This is a genomic window from Alkalihalobacillus sp. R86527, assembly GCF_042466185.1.
Classification (GTDB): domain Bacteria; phylum Bacillota; class Bacilli; order Bacillales; family Guptibacillaceae; genus Guptibacillus.
Genome location: NZ_JAXHBW010000001.1, coordinates 2,492,940 through 2,509,721, shown reverse-complemented (window position 1 = coordinate 2,509,721; position 16,782 = coordinate 2,492,940). Strand labels below are relative to the sequence as shown.

The following is a 16,782-nucleotide window of genomic DNA, read 5'->3' as shown; positions in this document are numbered from 1 at the left end:
AAACTATAGGAAATAGAAGCAAGGGGGAAAGGGATGAAGCGGTTAAATGCATATAAAATTATCGGAATATTGGTTACATTCGTATTATTCTTTGTAATATTCAATTACTTACAAAATAGAGAAGCTGATTTTGAAGTGGATTCAAAGGTATTCAACGTGATTGAATCCTCTGCTGAACTAGATAAAAAAATGAATCAACTATTCCCACAAGTTAAGTTGGCGGAAGAGCTCGATGCAATCAATACATACAATAAGACCATACCAATCCTTAAATTGGATCGAGAGCTTAAGATCCATGAAGCGATGGAGCTTGCTTACGGGGGCATATATATCGCCTACTCCTTCCCGTTAAAGGAAAATGACATGCCATACGATCTTCCCTCCCTTACCGTCGGACTCATCAGTTATGATGATGGAGATGGAGGGAAACAATCGAAACATGTAAACCATCAAGAGATGCACTTCCCGAATTCTCAAAAGCCAATGGTTATTGATCATCGTGTCTATCAAGTTGCAATCTTAGCCCCTGAAGATCTTGGATCGTTAAGTCCAAATGATATGCCGCGGTTGAATAGCAGTGAATACGTTACTCTTCAAAAACTAGTTGTCACAGAAAAAGGAAAGAAAGTTCCTTTAGATGATATAAGGTTGAATCTAAGCAATGGTTACAAGGAAAGTCCTTTCGCTGAAGCTGATTTAGATACAAAGGTCCAGGTTGGGCAAGGTACGATTCAGTTTACGAAATTCACTGCGAATTTTCATGGGAATGAGCTGCATTTTAAAACGGATCTAGTGGATCTTTCACATATTCTTATCACTCAGCAGTTCGGTGAACACTCTTTTCAAAATCGATATAAGGTAAATAAGGAAGAGGACCATTATACGATTATGCTTCAACCTTTTATTGAATACGAGGATGAGATTAACTATAGAATTACCGGCATTATTAATGATAAAAACGGTTCTGTTTCAACAACAATTAATCCGGAAGAGTTAAAAAAGTTAAAAAGCGGTGGGTCCATGGAAGTAGGAAATTATGGAGGGATTTCTTATTCGATTGGTACAAGAGAGAGAGGCGCATCCCATGCACTTTCTCTCGAACTTGTTGGCGAATATCCTGTTCATCAAGAAGAACTTCGAACGTTTCGATTGATGAATGAAAATGAAAGAGATCAGCATCCATATCGAGAAGACTTTAGTTCTCTATCAGTTGAGGATCGTCATGGTGATGATGTTCTTATTTACGACATCGAAGAATCTGGTAACGGCTTTTTCATTAATCTTGATATGGGACATGTAACTTCTTTAGCGCCAGCACAGGTGAAGCTGTCGAACCTTCCTAATATTATTCCTGCAGAAGGGGAAATTAGTGCATCTCTTACAAAGGTGAAAAAAAATAAATAAAATAATAAACTTTAGGTTTCGGAACTGTCATACCGGGTATAGTTATTATCAAACCCCCTAAGTAATGATGTTTTACATTGATTTTCCCCCTTTTTACCGTACTCGATGAGTACGGTAATTTTTTTGGTCTAAAACATGTTCTTCACTGTTATAGAGCGTTTCCATTGCAGGGTATTCATGGTAATCTTTTAGGAGAGAGTAGAGATATGAGAGTGAAAGGATGAGGCGAATGGCAAAGAACGAGAAGGTAACTGAATTAACCGATGACCTAATGACTTTTCTAGATGGTGAAAAGCTCGTCATGCTTTCAACGATCGATCACGAAACAGGGATGCCAAATGTATCGGCAATTTCATGGGTAAAAGCTTTTGATTCGAAGAACATTCGTTTTTCTGTTACAAGTAATTCGAGAACGGTTGAGAATTTGAAGGGAAATGATGGAGTTGTATTAGCAATCATCGGATTAGAAACGGTGTACTCTATACAAGGGAAAGTCTCTATTCTAGAAGAAGCCATGAATGGTGTTTCTTTAAAGCTAGCGAAAATAAACGTGGAAGTTGAGCAAGTCTTAGAGTCCATGTTTTGGGGAGCTAAGATTACGGCTGACCCACAGTTTGAAAAGACTTACAACAAAGATAAAGCGAAAGCGTTGGATGAGGAAGTGTATCAAGCCTTGATGAACTAGCTTCCAACTTTCTATCATAGTTGTTTTATGCTTTAATAAAGATTAAGAAAAGTAATCCGTGCTGTCACATACCATGACACTCGCATCATGAAACGAGGTTGATTCCCATATGGAGTGGGGAATGATAATTGATTCTCTAAACGAAGAGACTATAAAAGAATGGCTTAACCAGTATGCAGCACTTGGGCCTTTGCCTGGCATCCTGCTACCGATGTTGGAAGCTGTATTGCCGATACTGCCATTATTCCTATTCGTTGCTGGCAATGCCGCAGCCTATGGATTTTGGTTTGGCTCATTGCTTTCGTGGTTAGGCGCATCTCTTGGTGCATTGCTTGTTTTTATAGTAGTAAGAAAACTTGCTAGGCAGCGCTTCATGGGATTGATTTCAAGGCATAAAAAAATAGATAAAACCTTGCGTTGGATTGAGCGGCACGGGTTTGGTATGGTGTTCCTATTATTGTGCTTTCCATTTACACCATCCGCTCTTATAAACGTGGTCGCGGGTTTATCCAATATGAGTATCAGAAACTTTGTACTAGCTGTTCTTCTTGGAAAAATGGTTATGATTGCCATCGTTTCATTCATTGGACATGATGTCTTTTCACTGATCCATCAACCGCTTCAGTTGGTATTGATCGTTGTTGCCATCGGTTTGCTATGGGGAGCAGGAAAAATCATCGAACTCAAATTGAATCAGCGACCAAGGAAAACTAGAGTTGAAGATCAATCAAGATAAGCCATGCCGGCAGTCGGCATGGCTTTTGTAGTGCTCGGCTTTTGGGCGGTGGATGGAGTGGGGCGTGTTTAGAATTATTTTAGTTAGACAATAAAAATTGATTTTGGCTAATAAAACTCTGTTTCGGACAATAAAACCTTGATTTAGCTGATAACTGTTGTTCTCAAATTATGATATCGGCGAAAAACGGAGCGATATCAGCGATATTTTTGATATATCAGCGAAAAAGTGTACGATATCAGCGCTTTTTTCAATATATCAGCGGAAATGGTTGTTTTATCGGCAAATTGCTATAAAAAGCCTCCAGCTCCGACTCGCAGAAACTGCGCTATTTCACTCTTTCAACTGAACACAAAGAACGTGTTCAATTTCAAGAGTTCCAATAGCTCCGTTTCTAACCGCTCGTCTCCGCTTTTCCAATCAATAAAACTTCTTCTTATCCCTTTCTTCCTTCAGTATCTCCACGGCTTCTCTAAATCTCTGCGAGTGGACGATTTCTCGTTCTCTAAGAAAGGCGAGGGAGTCGTTTAGGTCTGGGTCGTCTGAGAGGTCGATGATCCATTGGTAGGTGGCTCGTGCTTTTTCTTCGGCGGCGATGTCTTCGTATAGGTCTGCGATTGGGTCGCCTTTTGCGGCGATGTAGCTCGCTGTCCATGGAACGCCTGCTGCGTTCTGGTAGAAAAGTGCTCTGTCGTGGTTTGCGTAGTGCGCGCCAAGGCCAGCTGCTTTCATTTGGTCTGGGGTTGCATCTTTTGTTAGTTTATAGATCATTGTTGCAATCATTTCAAGATGGGCAAATTCCTCTGTGCCGATATCGGTTAGTAATCCGACGACTTTATCTGGAATCGTGTACCGCTGGTTTAAGTATCGAAGGGCAGCGGCGAGTTCTCCATCTGCTCCTCCATATTGCTCGATTAGAAATTTCGCAAGCATGGGGTTACATGTGCTTACTTTTACAGGATATTGAAGTTTCTTTTCATAAACCCACAAATGCACTCATCCTTTCACTATTAAACTTGCCAGGGCCACGGTGTATCGTTCCAATTCCATGGATAGCTGCTGTAACTGTTTCCATACTGAAGGAGTGGGCCATATTCGGTTTCATATTTCTTTTTTAGTTTCTTCCTCATTTTCGCAAATTCATTAAACTGTTTAATCGCATCGATGTCGTTCGGGTGAGTGTCGAGGTACAAAGTGAGTTCTAATAGCACAAAATCAGTTGCCTGAAGCTCTTCGAGTAATTCGTAATACTCCTTTGGTAGCTGTTTGTGCGACACGATTATCCCTCCTTGTTCTTTTCATAAGGATCATAGAACACTTTCCAGAGCGTTCCCGCTCTGAGTGCTTCTCTTGGAGAGAACTGTTCAAGTCCAGGCGGTTGAAAACCTAAATAAAGATTGGGAGGTGTGGAATAAGACTTCACTCGAATTGGCTTACACGGGTCAAAGGGGCTCACATAAGGCTCGTAATATTTCCTATTGGTGTACATTGTTCCCCTCCTCATTTTCGAATCGTCACCTTTACTAGATGTATGTTTTTTCCTTTAAAAAGATGTTTCGGACATGAAAAAAAGCACCCCCTAGTGGGAGGTGCTTGGTGGTTTTACATTTTGTTCACGGTGTTGTTCCATTTCGCTAACGCGTTTTTCAGTTCATGAAGATCTAATTCGAAAGGGTAGTTGCTGTGAACACTTGTTTTCTGTGATTCATCAAGCTTTTCATAGCTATGCACAAATTCAGTCATATCTCTCGTAATTCTGTTTAGTTCCCATTTGAATGTATCCATTTCTTTGTTTTCCATGTCAAAAACTCCTTTTCAAAAGTTGTGCTTAGTACACTATACCCTTACAGTGTTGCCTAAAACCTATTGGAGAATCACTCAACATTTGGTAGTGTTTGATGCGAACATATCTTCTTATGGTGCCTATCAAATTGCCCAAAAACGTGAGATAATAGGAAGAGATACTTAGTACACGGGTACGGGAGGAGAAAGGCATGGGAGTTCAATTTGTTATTGGCAGGTCGGGAAGCGGAAAAACCGATCATTGCCTTACTGAAATTCAAAATGAGTTAACCAAACGTCCTCTAGGCGAGACGATGATTTATTTAGTTCCAGAACAAATGACGTTTCAGTCAGAGTATGAGTTAGTACATAATCGTGGCTTAAAAGGAATGATCCGCGCTCAAGTGTTTAGCTTCACACGGCTTGCATGGAAAGTGCTTCAAGAAACCGGTGGAATGGCGAGACCGCATTTAACGTCTGTTGGTACGAGCATGATGCTTCGCCATATAATTGAAGAAAATAAACAGAAACTTCGAATCTATCAACGCTCTTCTGATAAAACAGGTTATATTGATCAGCTCAATGATATGGTGACTGAATTTAAGCGGTACTGTCTTGAACCAGACCATATTAAAAGCTATGCAGATGATTACTATACAACGGACGATCGAAGTTTATTGAGAGACAAGCTCTACGATCTTCATCTTGTATACGAGGCGTTTCAGAGAGCGATGATCGGTCACTATTTAGATTCGGAAGATTACTTGCAGCTACTAGCTGAGAAAATCTCTGAATCTAACTATTTAGAAAATGCATCGGTATGGGTCGATGGGTTTCATAGCTTTACACCTCAGGAGTTACTCGTTTTACAAGCATTGATGAAAAAAGGTGCGAACATCACCTTCACGATTACGATGGATACCGAGATGAACCTATCTACTGTGCATGAACTTGATCTTTTTCATGAGCCTGCTACAACGTATCAAACGTTGCTTGAGATTGCGAATGAGGAAGTCATCAATGTGGAAACGCCTCAGCTTCTTAGTGAACAGAAACGATATCGAAACAACGAGCTCCGTCATTTAGAAGCAAATTATGGTGAACGCCCCCCGGTTTTATATTCGGGGGAACTTGAGCATATACACGTTAATCATGCAGTAAATATTCGGTCTGAAGTTGAAGCTGCAGCACGTGATACGATTCGACTTGTTAGAGACGAGGGATATCGCTATCGGGATATCTCTGTGATGGTTCGAGATATGTCGACTTATTATGAACTGGTCGAAACGATTTTCACTGATCATGGTATCCCTATTTTCTCTGACCAGAAACGTACGATGCTTCATCATCCATTAATTGAGCTCATTCGATCGAGCTTGGATATAATTCAGTATCACTGGCGTTATGAAGCAGTATTCCGCTGTGTCAAAACAGAATTGTTATTCCCTGATGAAACTGAGGATAGCAAAGCTGAAATGAGAGATCGGATGGACGAACTCGAAAACTATGTGATTGCAAAAGGAATCAAAGGCTATCGATGGAGAACTGGAGACCACTGGAAAGCGAATATTTACCGTCAGTTGGAAGACAAAGAAACGGTCTCTTCAGAAGATATCGAGAAGATGGAAGACCGCCTAAATGAAACGAAGGAATGGATCGCGGATCCTCTTGAGAAATTCGAACGAAAAATGAAAAATGCCAAAACGGTGCGAGAGAAGTGTGAAGTTCTTTATTATTTCCTTGAAAACTGTAACGCTGCAGAAAAGGTAGATCGGTTAAAAGAACATGCGGAACTGGAAGGGCAGCTTACTAAAGCGAGAGAGCATGATCAGGTTTGGGATGCTGTAATCGCTCTTCTTGATGAAACCGTAGAACTGATTGGAGACCAGGAACTTTCGATCGGTCAGTTTACGAAGCTTCTTGAAGCTGGAATCGAAAGCATGAAGTTTGCACTCGTTCCTGCTTCTCTTGACCAAGTTGTAATCGGAAGCATCGATCGTACACGTTTCACGAACGTGAAGTGTGGGTTTTTACTTGGTGTGAACGACGGTGTCTTACCTGCGAAAATTCAGGATGAAGGGCTATTAAGTGAGCAAGATCGAGAGAAGCTTGAAGAACAGGGGCTTCAACTTGCACCTGGATTGAAACGCCGGTTATTAGATGAAGAGTTTCTCATCTATCATGCCCTTTCTACACCTTCCGATTATTTATGGATAAGCTGTCCACTCGCTGATGAGGAAGGAAAAGGATTACAGCCATCAATCGTCATGAACCGAATTCAAGAAATGTTCCCTGACCTCTATATTGGATTGAAGTTTGCTGAACCAGGTGAAGAAGCGGTCGATGAGCTATCCTTCATCACGAATCCTTTGAAAACGATCGGGAGGCTGACTGGTCAGCTTCGACAATGGAATAGAGGCTATCCGATAAATCCTATCTGGTGGGATGCATATAACTGGTTTGTTGACCACAAAGAACAAGAGAGCGGTAAGTTGAGATTAGTAGAAAGCCTCTTCTATCGCAACAAAGCAACGAATCTCTCAGTGGAAACGAGCAGAGAACTGTACGGATCGAAAATACAAGCGAGTGTCTCGAGAATGGAGCGCTATCAATCTTGTGCCTTTTCTCAGTTTGCTTCACATGGACTCAGGTTGAAAGAGCGCTCAACATTTAAGTTGGAAGCGCCAGACATCGGTCAGCTTTTCCATGCATCTTTAAATATGCTTGCAGAAACAATTAAACAGCGAGACTGGGACTGGAGTAAGCTTTCATCGAATCAATACTATGAACTTTCTGGTGAAATCGTTGAGCAGCTGGCGCCAAGACTACAGAATGAGATTCTATTAAGCTCAAACCGCTATCATTATATTATGAGAAAGCTAAAACAAGTCGTTGGACGTGCATCATCCGTGCTCGGTCAGCAAGCAAAAAGAAGTGGCTTTCAGCCAGCTGGCTTAGAGTTAGCTTTCGGTCCAGGACAAGAACTGCCGCCGATCCAATTCAAATTGAAAAATGGCTGTACACTCCAATTGATTGGACGAATCGATCGAGTTGATCAAGCATTTAAAGAAGATCAGCTTCTTCTAAGAGTTATCGACTATAAATCGAGCGGTACGTCACTTGATCTGTCTGAAGTATACTTTGGGCTAGCGCTACAGATGCTTACTTATTTAGATGTGGTGATTTCTTATTCCCATCTCTGGTTAGGAAGAGAAGCAGCGGCAGCGGGAATGCTCTATTTCCATGTTCATAATCCGATGCTTCAAACGTCATCTCCAACACAATCTGCCATACAGAGGGAACTCTTCAAGAAGTTTAAGATGAAAGGCATGCTCCTTGCTGATAAAGATGTGGTTAGCCTGATGGATAATACGATCGAGATGGATAAATCGGATATCGTTCCTGCTGCACTTAAGAAAGATGGCAATTTCACAAAGAACTCTTCGGTTCTTTCAAGAGAAGATTTCGATGCACTCCGTTCATATACAAGAAAAACGATTCAACAGATCGGGACAGATATTTCAGATGGGAAAATCGATATAGACCCATACAAAATGAAAGATAAAATTCCATGTACGTTTTGTTCATACCGCTCATTTTGTCAGTTTGATCAGGCAATGGAGGATAATTCATACAAAGTGATTCCCGTAAAAGATGATGAAACGATATTGAGAAGTATGAGAGAGAAAGGGGGAGACGATGATGACGGACTTAATTAAGAAACCAGAAGGCTCAAACTGGACAGACGAACAGTGGGAAGCGATCGCAGCTCGCAATCAAGACGTTCTTGTTGCGGCTGCTGCCGGGTCAGGAAAAACAGCAGTCCTCGTTGAACGCATTATTAGAAGACTTGCGGATGAGAAAGATCCAGCGGAGGTCGATCGTATTCTTGTTGTTACGTTTACGAACGCAGCGGCTGCTGAAATGAGACATCGAATTGGAGAAGCGCTTGAAGCGAGATTAAAGGAAGATCCTTCTTCACTCTATTTGCGAAGACAGCTTTCGATGCTCAATAGGGCTTCTATCTCCACTCTCCATTCATTTTGTATGGAGGTTCTACGCCGCAATTACTATGAAATCGATCTTGATCCGGCCTTCCGAGTCGCTGATCAAACGGAAGCCGCGCTTCTTCGAGAAGAAGCAATGGAAGAGCTGTTTGAGGAACATTATAGTGACGAGAAGAACGAGGCGTTCTTTGAATTAGTCGATCGTTATAGTAGTGATCGAAGCGATATCGACCTTCAGCAGCTTGTCGAAAAGCTGTATCATTTCTCATCAAGTCATCCGTGGCCAGATCAATGGTTATATGAAAGTGTTGTACAGTATGAGAATGCAGGCAATCTAGCATTCGACGAATTGATTTGGGTGAAGGAACTGAAGAAGGATGTGACCCTTCAGCTTGAAGGGATGAAAGAACTTCAGGACAAATCGATTGATCTTGCGTCTTCATCCGATGGTCCGGAACCTTATCTTGAAACACTTCAGACTGAGCGTACGATGGTCTCTGCTGCTCTCGAGTCAGCAAATGATACCTGGTTATCCCTGAAAACGAGCTTTGAAGCTTTTCACTTCGGTAGGCTGAAGCCATGTAAAGGCGATCAGTATGATTCAGCCAAAATCGATGCAGTAAAAGGTATGAGAGACAAAGTGAAAAAGACGATTCAAAGCCTACAGGAAGAATTATTCCAGAGATCGGCAGAAGAATATGTGGAAGATCTTGAAAAGTTAGCGCCTCATCTACGAACGCTAACTGAGCTCGTGAAACAGTTCCGAGAACGTTATAAACTGTTGAAAAAAGAGAAAGGTCTTGTCGACTATAGTGATCTTGAGCACTATTGTCTCTCGGTTCTTCTTGATGAAGAGTCAACGCCAGCAAATCCTATCCCTTCTAGTGCTGCGCGAGAATATCAAACGCAGTTTGCAGAAGTGTTGATTGATGAATACCAGGATACGAACTCGGTTCAGGAAACAATTCTGAATTCGATCAGTCGTAGTGGTGATAAAGCAGGGAATCGCTTTATGGTTGGTGACGTGAAGCAGAGTATCTACCGCTTCCGACTAGCAGAACCAGGTCTGTTTCTTTCGAAGTATAAGACGTTCGGACGTTCATCTGACGAGCCATCAAAGCGAATCGATCTTGCGCGAAACTTTAGAAGTCGTGAAGAAGTTCTTAATGGGACGAACTATATCTTCAAACAAATAATGGACGAACGTGTTGGTGAAATTCAGTATGATGAAGCAGCTGAATTGATACCTGGGGCAAGCTACCCATCTTCTGAATCCGTCGTTCCTGAAGTTCACTTGATCGATCAAAGTACAGACGTGGAAGATACCGAAGAAGATGTTGAGAAAGTTCAGCTTGAAGCACGTTTGATGGCATCGCGCATCAAGACGATGATGGGCAAGGGTGAACAGGAGCGCGTCAAAGTTTACGACCGTAAAGAAGATCGAATGAGGCCAGTGGAATACAGGGACATGGTCGTACTGCTCCGTGCAACGGCAAGCTGGGCACCAGTTATTCTTGAAGAATTAAAGCAGGCGGGTATACCCTCGTATTCAGATCTAGCTACGGGCTATTTTGAAGCGACTGAAGTAGCGATCATGATGAGTTTACTCAACGTGATCGATAACCCGTATCAAGATATCCCACTCGCCTCAGTGCTTCGCTCTCCAATCATAGGATTAACAGAGGAAGAACTAGCTAGAATACGAATCCATGAGAAAAATTCGAACTATTTTGGTGCAGTACAAACGTATGTAAGGAACGAATCCGATGCGCTTTCCAACAAGCTTGCAGATTTTCTACAGAAACTGAACAAGTGGCGAGATCAAGCTAGACAGTCATCTCTTGGCGAACTCATTTGGCAATTGTATCGGGAAACGAACTACTATGAATTTGTTGGTGGAATGCCTGCGGGCTTGCAGAGACAGGCAAACCTACGTGCATTATATGATCGCGCAAGACAGTATGAAGCAACGTCATTTCGAGGCTTGTTCCGTTTCCTTCGCTTTATCGATCGTATGAAAGAGCAAGGTGGAGATCTTGGAACAGCAAGAGCTCTTGGTGAACAAGAAGACGTTGTGAGAGTGATGACGATCCACAAAAGTAAAGGACTCGAGTTTCCAATCGTGTTTGTTGCAGGTATCGCAAAACAGTTCAACTTACGAGATATGGTCAATCCGATGCTTATGCATAAAGAGCTAGGAGTCGCTTCGAAATTCATTGATCCGATCAATCGCGTAACGTATCCGACTCTTCCGTATTTTACACTTCAAAAAAGAATGCGGCTCGAGATGCTCGCAGAGGAAATGCGTGTATTGTATGTTGCGTTAACGAGAGCGAAAGAAAAGCTCTATTTGATCGGAACCGTGAAGGAATGGGAGAAAGAGCTATTAACTTGGACAGGCGCATCCACAGAGGAATGGTTGCTCTCAGACTTTGAACGATCAAAAGGGAAATCCTATCTAAGCTGGATCGGACCATCCCTGCTCAGACACCGTGATTTAGCGAAGGTGATCGATGAAGTAGCCGATATTAAGAAGCCAGAGCCTGTGTTCAACCACACGTCAAGGTGGGACCTTACCATCCACTCAGCGGCTGACTTTGCTGAAGTAGAATCTGAAGATGTTGAAAAACAAGAAGAGTATGAAAGGTTACTTCGTGAGAAAAACAAGATTCCTGAAAGTAGCACACATCAAGAAGATGTCGTGAATCGATTAAGCTGGTCGTATCCACATACCGGTGCTACAGAAACGAAATCAAAGCAGTCAGTAACTGAAGTGAAGCGACAGCGGGAAGTGTTTTCTGATGAGCGAAGTGACTCAACGATCGTCAAAGGATTTAAGCAGTCTCTGAAAGAACGACCGCGCTTTTTGCAAAGTAAAAAGCTAACTCCGGCTGAGAGAGGTACAGCGATGCACGTCGTGATGCAACATCTGGACGTTTCACGTGTTGCGGATAAGCATGCTGTTAGGGAGGTAATCGCTCGTCTTGAAGAAAAAGAACTGTTAACTTCTGAACAAACCGATGCGATCGATGCTGTGCAGATTACACAGTTTATTGACTCACCTCTTGGAGAAAAGATGAGGAAAGCAAAGGCTATTCATAAGGAAGTTCCGTTCAGTCTCGGTGTAGATTCTACCTGGATCTACTCTGATTTCGAAGGCGAACAAGAAACGGTTGTCCTCCAAGGTGTCATCGACCTTATTATCGAAGAGGAAGATGGATTAACGTTAGTCGATTACAAAACGGATGTTATCGAGAATCGGTTCACTTCAGAAGAACAGGTTGAAACTACAATGAAGAACCGCTATTCGACTCAGTTACGATTATACGAAAAAGCAATCGATGAAATATGGAACATGCCATGCAAAGAAAAGGTACTATACTTCTTTGATGGTGGTAGGTTGGTTACAATCGATTAATGTGCTGGCCGGGCAGATGTCCGGCTGGCTTATTTATTCAAGTACTATTCTACATACACAATATATTTGCAAAGGAGTGAAGAAGATGAAGTTGCTTCATACGGCAGATTGGCATCTAGGGAAAACACTTGAAGGAAGAAGCAGATTACCGGAACAAAAAGAATTCCTAGCAGAGCTCATCACGATCGCAGATGATGAGAATGTGGATGCAATCTTAATGGCGGGAGACGTGTTCGATACAGTAAATCCGCCAGCAGCTGCTGAAACGCTATTTTACGATGCTGCTGTTAAACTAACGCAAAACGGCGAACGACCGCTTATCATTATTTCTGGAAACCATGATAGTCCAGATCGCCTAGCTGCATCACGGCCTCTTGCTGATCGAAACGGTATTACAATCATCGGTTTTCCTACGGCAGAACGCCTTGAACTGACAGTTCGTAATGGACAGAAACTCTCGATTGCAGCTCTCCCTTATCCGTCAGAATCTCGTTTGAATGAATGTCTTACTGAAAGTCAGGAAGAAGGGCTGTTACAGCTTGCATACGATGATCGGGTGGAGAAATTATTTCACGATTTATCCTCAGACGTACCAGATGATGCAGTGCATATTGCGATGAGTCATATTTATGTTGCTGGAAGTAGGGAGACGGATTCAGAAAGGCCGATTCAAGTCGGAGGTGCTTACACTGTTTCTGCTAACTCATTACCTGAACAGGCTCAGTACGTCGCTCTCGGGCACCTCCATCGCCCACAAACGATCACAAGAGGGTCTGCTCTAGCGCGGTATGCTGGCTCCCCTCTTGCGTACAGCTTCTCTGAAGCAAGCCACGCAAAATCAGTTACGCTCATAGACGTAGAACCAGGTGGTCTTGCACATATTGATGAAGTTCCTCTTCAGTCGGGGAAACCACTAGTGAGGTGGATAGCGGACCAAGGCATCGAACAGGTGTATACGTGGCTTGAAGAAGGAAGGGATCAGGATGCATGGGTCGACCTTGAGGTGCATTTACGTGATACGCTCTCGATTGAAGAAATTCATAGACTACGAAGTAAACACTATGGTTTTATACATATAAGACCTGTTTTTAATAAAAGTGAAACGAAGAATACGACGGCAAATTCAAGTCTTCCAATCGATGAACTGTTCAAACGTTTCTATGAACAGCAGACAGATGGAGGAGAGCCTGAGGAAGAATTGGTGCGCTTATTCTTAGAACTTTCTCAAGGTGAAGAAGATGAATAAGAAGGGAGGAATGAAAAGGTGAAGCCATTACGCTTATCTGTATCAGGTCTTCATAGTTTTAGAGAATCACAAGTTGTCGATTTCGAAGCGCTATGTCAGGGAGGAGTCTTCGGAATATTTGGTCCGACCGGAAGTGGGAAATCATCCTTGCTTGATGCGATGACACTCGCACTTTACGGGAAAGTTGAGCGTGCGACGAACAATACGCAGGGAATTATGAACCATGCTGAAGACACGCTTTCTGTTTCGTTTACATTTGAACTTAGTGAAGGGGTTCAATATCGAGTCGAACGAAGCTACAAGCGCTCTGGTGATATTTCGGTGCGCTCAACCACATCTCGTCTTGTAGAAATCACTACGAACGAAGAAAGCATTCTAGCTGATAAAGATCGAGACGTATCGCAACGCATTCAAGAAATTCTTGGACTAACAATTGATGATTTTACGCGTGCTGTCGTTTTGCCACAGGGGAAATTTGCTGAATTTCTTTCTTTAAAAGGGACGGAGCGGCGACAGATGCTTCAACGACTATTCCAATTAGAGAAGTACGGTGACCAATTCAATCGCAGACTGAAAGCGAGAGTTGATCAAGAAAAAAGCGTGTTGAATGAGCTTACTGCAGAGCAAACCGGTCTAGGAGATGCTTCTAAGGAACATTTGAAGGAAGCGAAAGCAGTTCTGAAAAGCGCCGAGGAATCAGCGGAAAAAGCAAACATGGAACTTGAGGCTTCGAAAAAGCGTCGAGAACATGCGGAGCGTACGTGGTCTCTTCAACAAGAGCTCATGCAGTTAACGAATAAGAAAACAAACCTACTTACGAAAAGTGAAGAAGTGAACGAGCTTAAGACGAAGATTAAACAAGCATTTGCCGCATCAGAACTGAAACCGTACCTCGATACGCTAGAATCTACTGAGAATGAGGAAGAAGAAGCGCAACGTCGTTATGAACGAACGAAACAACAGCTATCTGAAGCGAAAAGGCATTATGAAAATGCTAAGGAAAAGTACGACGACGTAAGAAAGAAACAGCAGACAGAAGAGCCGCAACTAATCAAGAAGCTGAATGATCTTGAACGTGGAATTAAGCTTGAGAATGATCTTTCTAGTTTGAAAAAGAATCGCGACGGTAACCTTGAAAAATCGAATCTAATCGAAGAAGAAGCGGTTGAAGCAAACAAAGCGAAAGAACAGGCCGATCATGATTTGAAAGTAGCAAGATCGCTGCAAGAAGATTTGAATCGTAAACTCGAGGACTTACAAATCCCAAATGAAGAGCGAAAGCGTCTGTCGACAGCTCAGCAGGTAAAGCAAGAATACGAAGGCGTAACAAAACAAATGCAAGAAACGGTAGAGGAAGAAAAGAAGATTCACAACGAAAAATCCACAATCGAAGCTTCCCAGAAAGACATGGTTGAAACTTACGAAAAAACGAAAGAAAGCTATCGTTCGCTTTTTCGTAAGTTATTAAGCAATTATGAAGGCGTATCTTCATGCAAAACAGCGATTGACCAACGAATTGCGAGAGTAAGTGAAACGATTCATGAAGCCTATCAGAAACTTGAAAATAGTAGAACTCATGCAATCGCGATAAAGCTTGCTTCAGAACTTCAGGATGGAGAGGCTTGTCCAGTTTGTGGAGCGGTCGAACATGTTGATCTTGCAAGTGGGGAAGACCAAACGCTCGAATGGCAGCATAAAATCGAAAGGTCGGAACAGCAGCGCGAGGCACTGAAAGATAGCCTTTTACAAGGTAAGCAGCTTCAGTACAAACTCGAACAGCTTTCGGATACTATGATTGATCTTGATGAAGGTGTAAGAGAAATCAAAGCGGAACAGAAGCCTGTTGATTTATCAGAGGATCTACTAACAGAGATGAAATCTTTTGCCCAAGATGTACAGGAGTTAGAAGAAACGATCAAAAGTGTAGGGAAAAACCTGCAGGAGTACAGTTCTACTGTTTCGAAGAACAGCTATCGGATTGACCAGGTTAATGAAAATCTCACAGCTCTCTTAGAGAAAAAGGCAACACTCAGTGGGAGAGTAGATGAATTAAAGAGAAGGATGAAGGAAGATCTTTCTCTTGATGTTGAAGAGGTTGAAGGGAAAGTAAGGCAGCTTGAAAAGATGGACAATGATGCGGAAGTTATTCGAGAACGGCTGTCAAAAAGCATCCCTTATATCGAGGAAAAAGAAAAACGATTTACTCATTTACAAGAAAGAGTGCAAGCATTAACTGTTCAGAAAGCGGAAATCAAGAGTACCCTTCATCAGAACAATGAGCAGGTTCTCAGGGACGAACAAGAGCTTTCTGAACTAGTTGGCGAAGGTTCAGCACAATCATTGTATCAAAACGTTGAACAACGGTTGAATGATTTAAGAGTTTCAGAGAAAACGGCTCGAGAAGAGCTCACTAAGATGGAAGAGCATTATCAGAAAGCAGAGCGTCAGGCGGCTGCTGATGAAAACTATGGTAAAGATGTGCAAGTTCGTTTAGAAAAAGCCAAATCTTCCTATGAGAATGAACAAAAAGAATCAATATTCTCAGATCGAGAGAGTGTGAGGGCTGCTGAAGTATCAAAACGTTCTCGTTCTGAATGGGAAGAAGAAGTAGAAACGTATGAGAGAGAATGGAATCGCGTCATTCATGGAATCGAAGAGCTTGAAACGAGACTAGGTGGAGAGAAGATTACAGAGGATGAATGGAAAGAAGCAGAAGCAGCTGCCAAAGAAAAGCAACAAGCAAGAGACGATGCTCATTCACATGTAGCAGCAAGCCGTCATCAATTAGAAGACGTCACGAAAAGGCACAAACGATTCATGGAGTTAGAAAGTGATCGAAAGAAAAGAAGTGAAGAGCTCGAAAAGCTTGGGAAGCTTCAAGCGGTATTCCGTGGCAATAGTTTTGTGGAATTCATCGCTTCAGAACAGCTAGAGCAGGTTAGTCTTGATGCCTCACAAAAACTAGGCGATCTCACAGGACAACGCTATGCACTCGAAGTTGATTCTGCTGGTGGGTTTCTTATAAGAGATGACGCAAATGGTGGAGTGAAACGACCTGTTTCGACTCTTTCAGGTGGCGAGACGTTCCTGACCTCTCTTTCTCTAGCACTTGCTCTATCAGGGCAAATTCAGCTAAGAGGAGCGCATCCTCTTCAATTCTTCTTTTTGGATGAAGGGTTTGGAACGCTCGACGAAACATTGCTCGATACGGTGATTACTTCACTCGAAAAGCTACAAACCGAGAGTCTTTCAGTCGGCGTGATCAGTCACGTCCCTGAGTTACGAGCAAGACTTCCGCGGAAACTTGTTGTAACACCTTCTGAGCCTTCAGGTAAAGGAAGCAGAATCGAATTAGAAACGCTTTAGTTATATCCAAGGCTGTCGAGATGATTCTCGGCAGCCTGTTGTTTTCTCTCATCCATACAATAATTGTAAAGAATTGATGAAAGAGACTGTCAAAATAACGTATTTTATGTAAAAATATGATTAGTAGTTGAGGTAATT

At 42.4% G+C, this 16,782-nt stretch carries 11 protein-coding genes; 7 read left to right on the top strand and 4 right to left on the bottom strand.

Features of this window, described 5'->3' with window-relative positions; translation table 11 throughout:
* The first annotated feature begins 33 nt into the window (after window positions 1-33).
* The 3 genes from SJY16_RS12845 (at window position 34) to SJY16_RS12835 (ending at window position 2,825) form a co-directional block, all read left to right on the top strand.
* On the top strand, window positions 34-1,404 hold the full coding sequence (locus SJY16_RS12845; RefSeq protein WP_377889708.1) for a hypothetical protein: 1,371 nt from the start codon (window positions 34-36) through the stop codon (window positions 1,402-1,404).
* A gap of 229 nt (window positions 1,405-1,633) precedes the next feature.
* Window positions 1,634-2,089, top strand: a complete 456-nt coding sequence (locus SJY16_RS12840; RefSeq protein WP_377889706.1) for a pyridoxamine 5'-phosphate oxidase family protein — start codon at window positions 1,634-1,636, stop codon at window positions 2,087-2,089.
* Between the two features lie 121 nt (window positions 2,090-2,210).
* Window positions 2,211-2,825: a TVP38/TMEM64 family protein gene (locus tag SJY16_RS12835; protein ID WP_377889704.1), complete on the top strand. Its 615-nt coding sequence runs from the start codon at window positions 2,211-2,213 to the stop codon at window positions 2,823-2,825.
* 420 nt (window positions 2,826-3,245) lie between these two features.
* On the opposite strand, the gene SJY16_RS12830 is transcribed toward SJY16_RS12835, so the two are convergent.
* The 4 genes from SJY16_RS12830 to SJY16_RS12815 form a co-directional block, all read right to left on the bottom strand.
* Window positions 3,246-3,815, bottom strand: coding sequence for a manganese catalase family protein (locus tag SJY16_RS12830; RefSeq protein WP_377889703.1), 570 nt, complete (start codon window positions 3,813-3,815; stop codon window positions 3,246-3,248).
* Between the two features lie 20 nt (window positions 3,816-3,835).
* Entirely contained in the window at window positions 3,836-4,102 is a 267-nt protein-coding gene (locus SJY16_RS12825) for a spore coat protein CotJB (protein ID WP_377889701.1), read from the bottom strand.
* A 2-nt stretch (window positions 4,103-4,104) separates the two neighbouring features.
* On the bottom strand, window positions 4,105-4,314 hold the full coding sequence (locus SJY16_RS12820) for a spore coat associated protein CotJA (RefSeq protein ID WP_377889700.1): 210 nt from the start codon (window positions 4,312-4,314) through the stop codon (window positions 4,105-4,107).
* A 113-nt stretch (window positions 4,315-4,427) separates the two neighbouring features.
* The gene (locus SJY16_RS12815; RefSeq protein WP_377889698.1) at window positions 4,428-4,625 is read right to left on the bottom strand and encodes a hypothetical protein; all 198 of its coding nucleotides are present in this window, start codon (window positions 4,623-4,625) and stop codon (window positions 4,428-4,430) included.
* 194 nt (window positions 4,626-4,819) lie between these two features.
* On the opposite strand from SJY16_RS12815, the gene addB reads away from it, so the two are divergent.
* The 4 genes from addB to SJY16_RS12795 all read left to right on the top strand — a co-directional run bounded on the left by addB (window position 4,820) and on the right by SJY16_RS12795 (window position 16,644).
* Window positions 4,820-8,326: a helicase-exonuclease AddAB subunit AddB gene (addB, locus tag SJY16_RS12810; protein ID WP_377889696.1), complete on the top strand. Its 3,507-nt coding sequence runs from the start codon at window positions 4,820-4,822 to the stop codon at window positions 8,324-8,326.
* Entirely contained in the window at window positions 8,307-12,032 is a 3,726-nt protein-coding gene (gene addA / locus SJY16_RS12805; protein ID WP_377889695.1) for a helicase-exonuclease AddAB subunit AddA, read from the top strand. Before addB ends, addA begins: the two co-directional genes overlap by 20 nt.
* Window positions 12,033-12,117: 85 nt before the next feature.
* A complete protein-coding gene (locus SJY16_RS12800) occupies window positions 12,118-13,278 on the top strand; it encodes an exonuclease SbcCD subunit D (protein ID WP_377889693.1) in 1,161 nt (386 codons plus the stop codon).
* Between the two features lie 18 nt (window positions 13,279-13,296).
* Entirely contained in the window at window positions 13,297-16,644 is a 3,348-nt protein-coding gene (locus tag SJY16_RS12795; RefSeq protein WP_377889691.1) for an AAA family ATPase, read from the top strand.
* Window positions 16,645-16,782 lie beyond the last annotated feature (138 nt).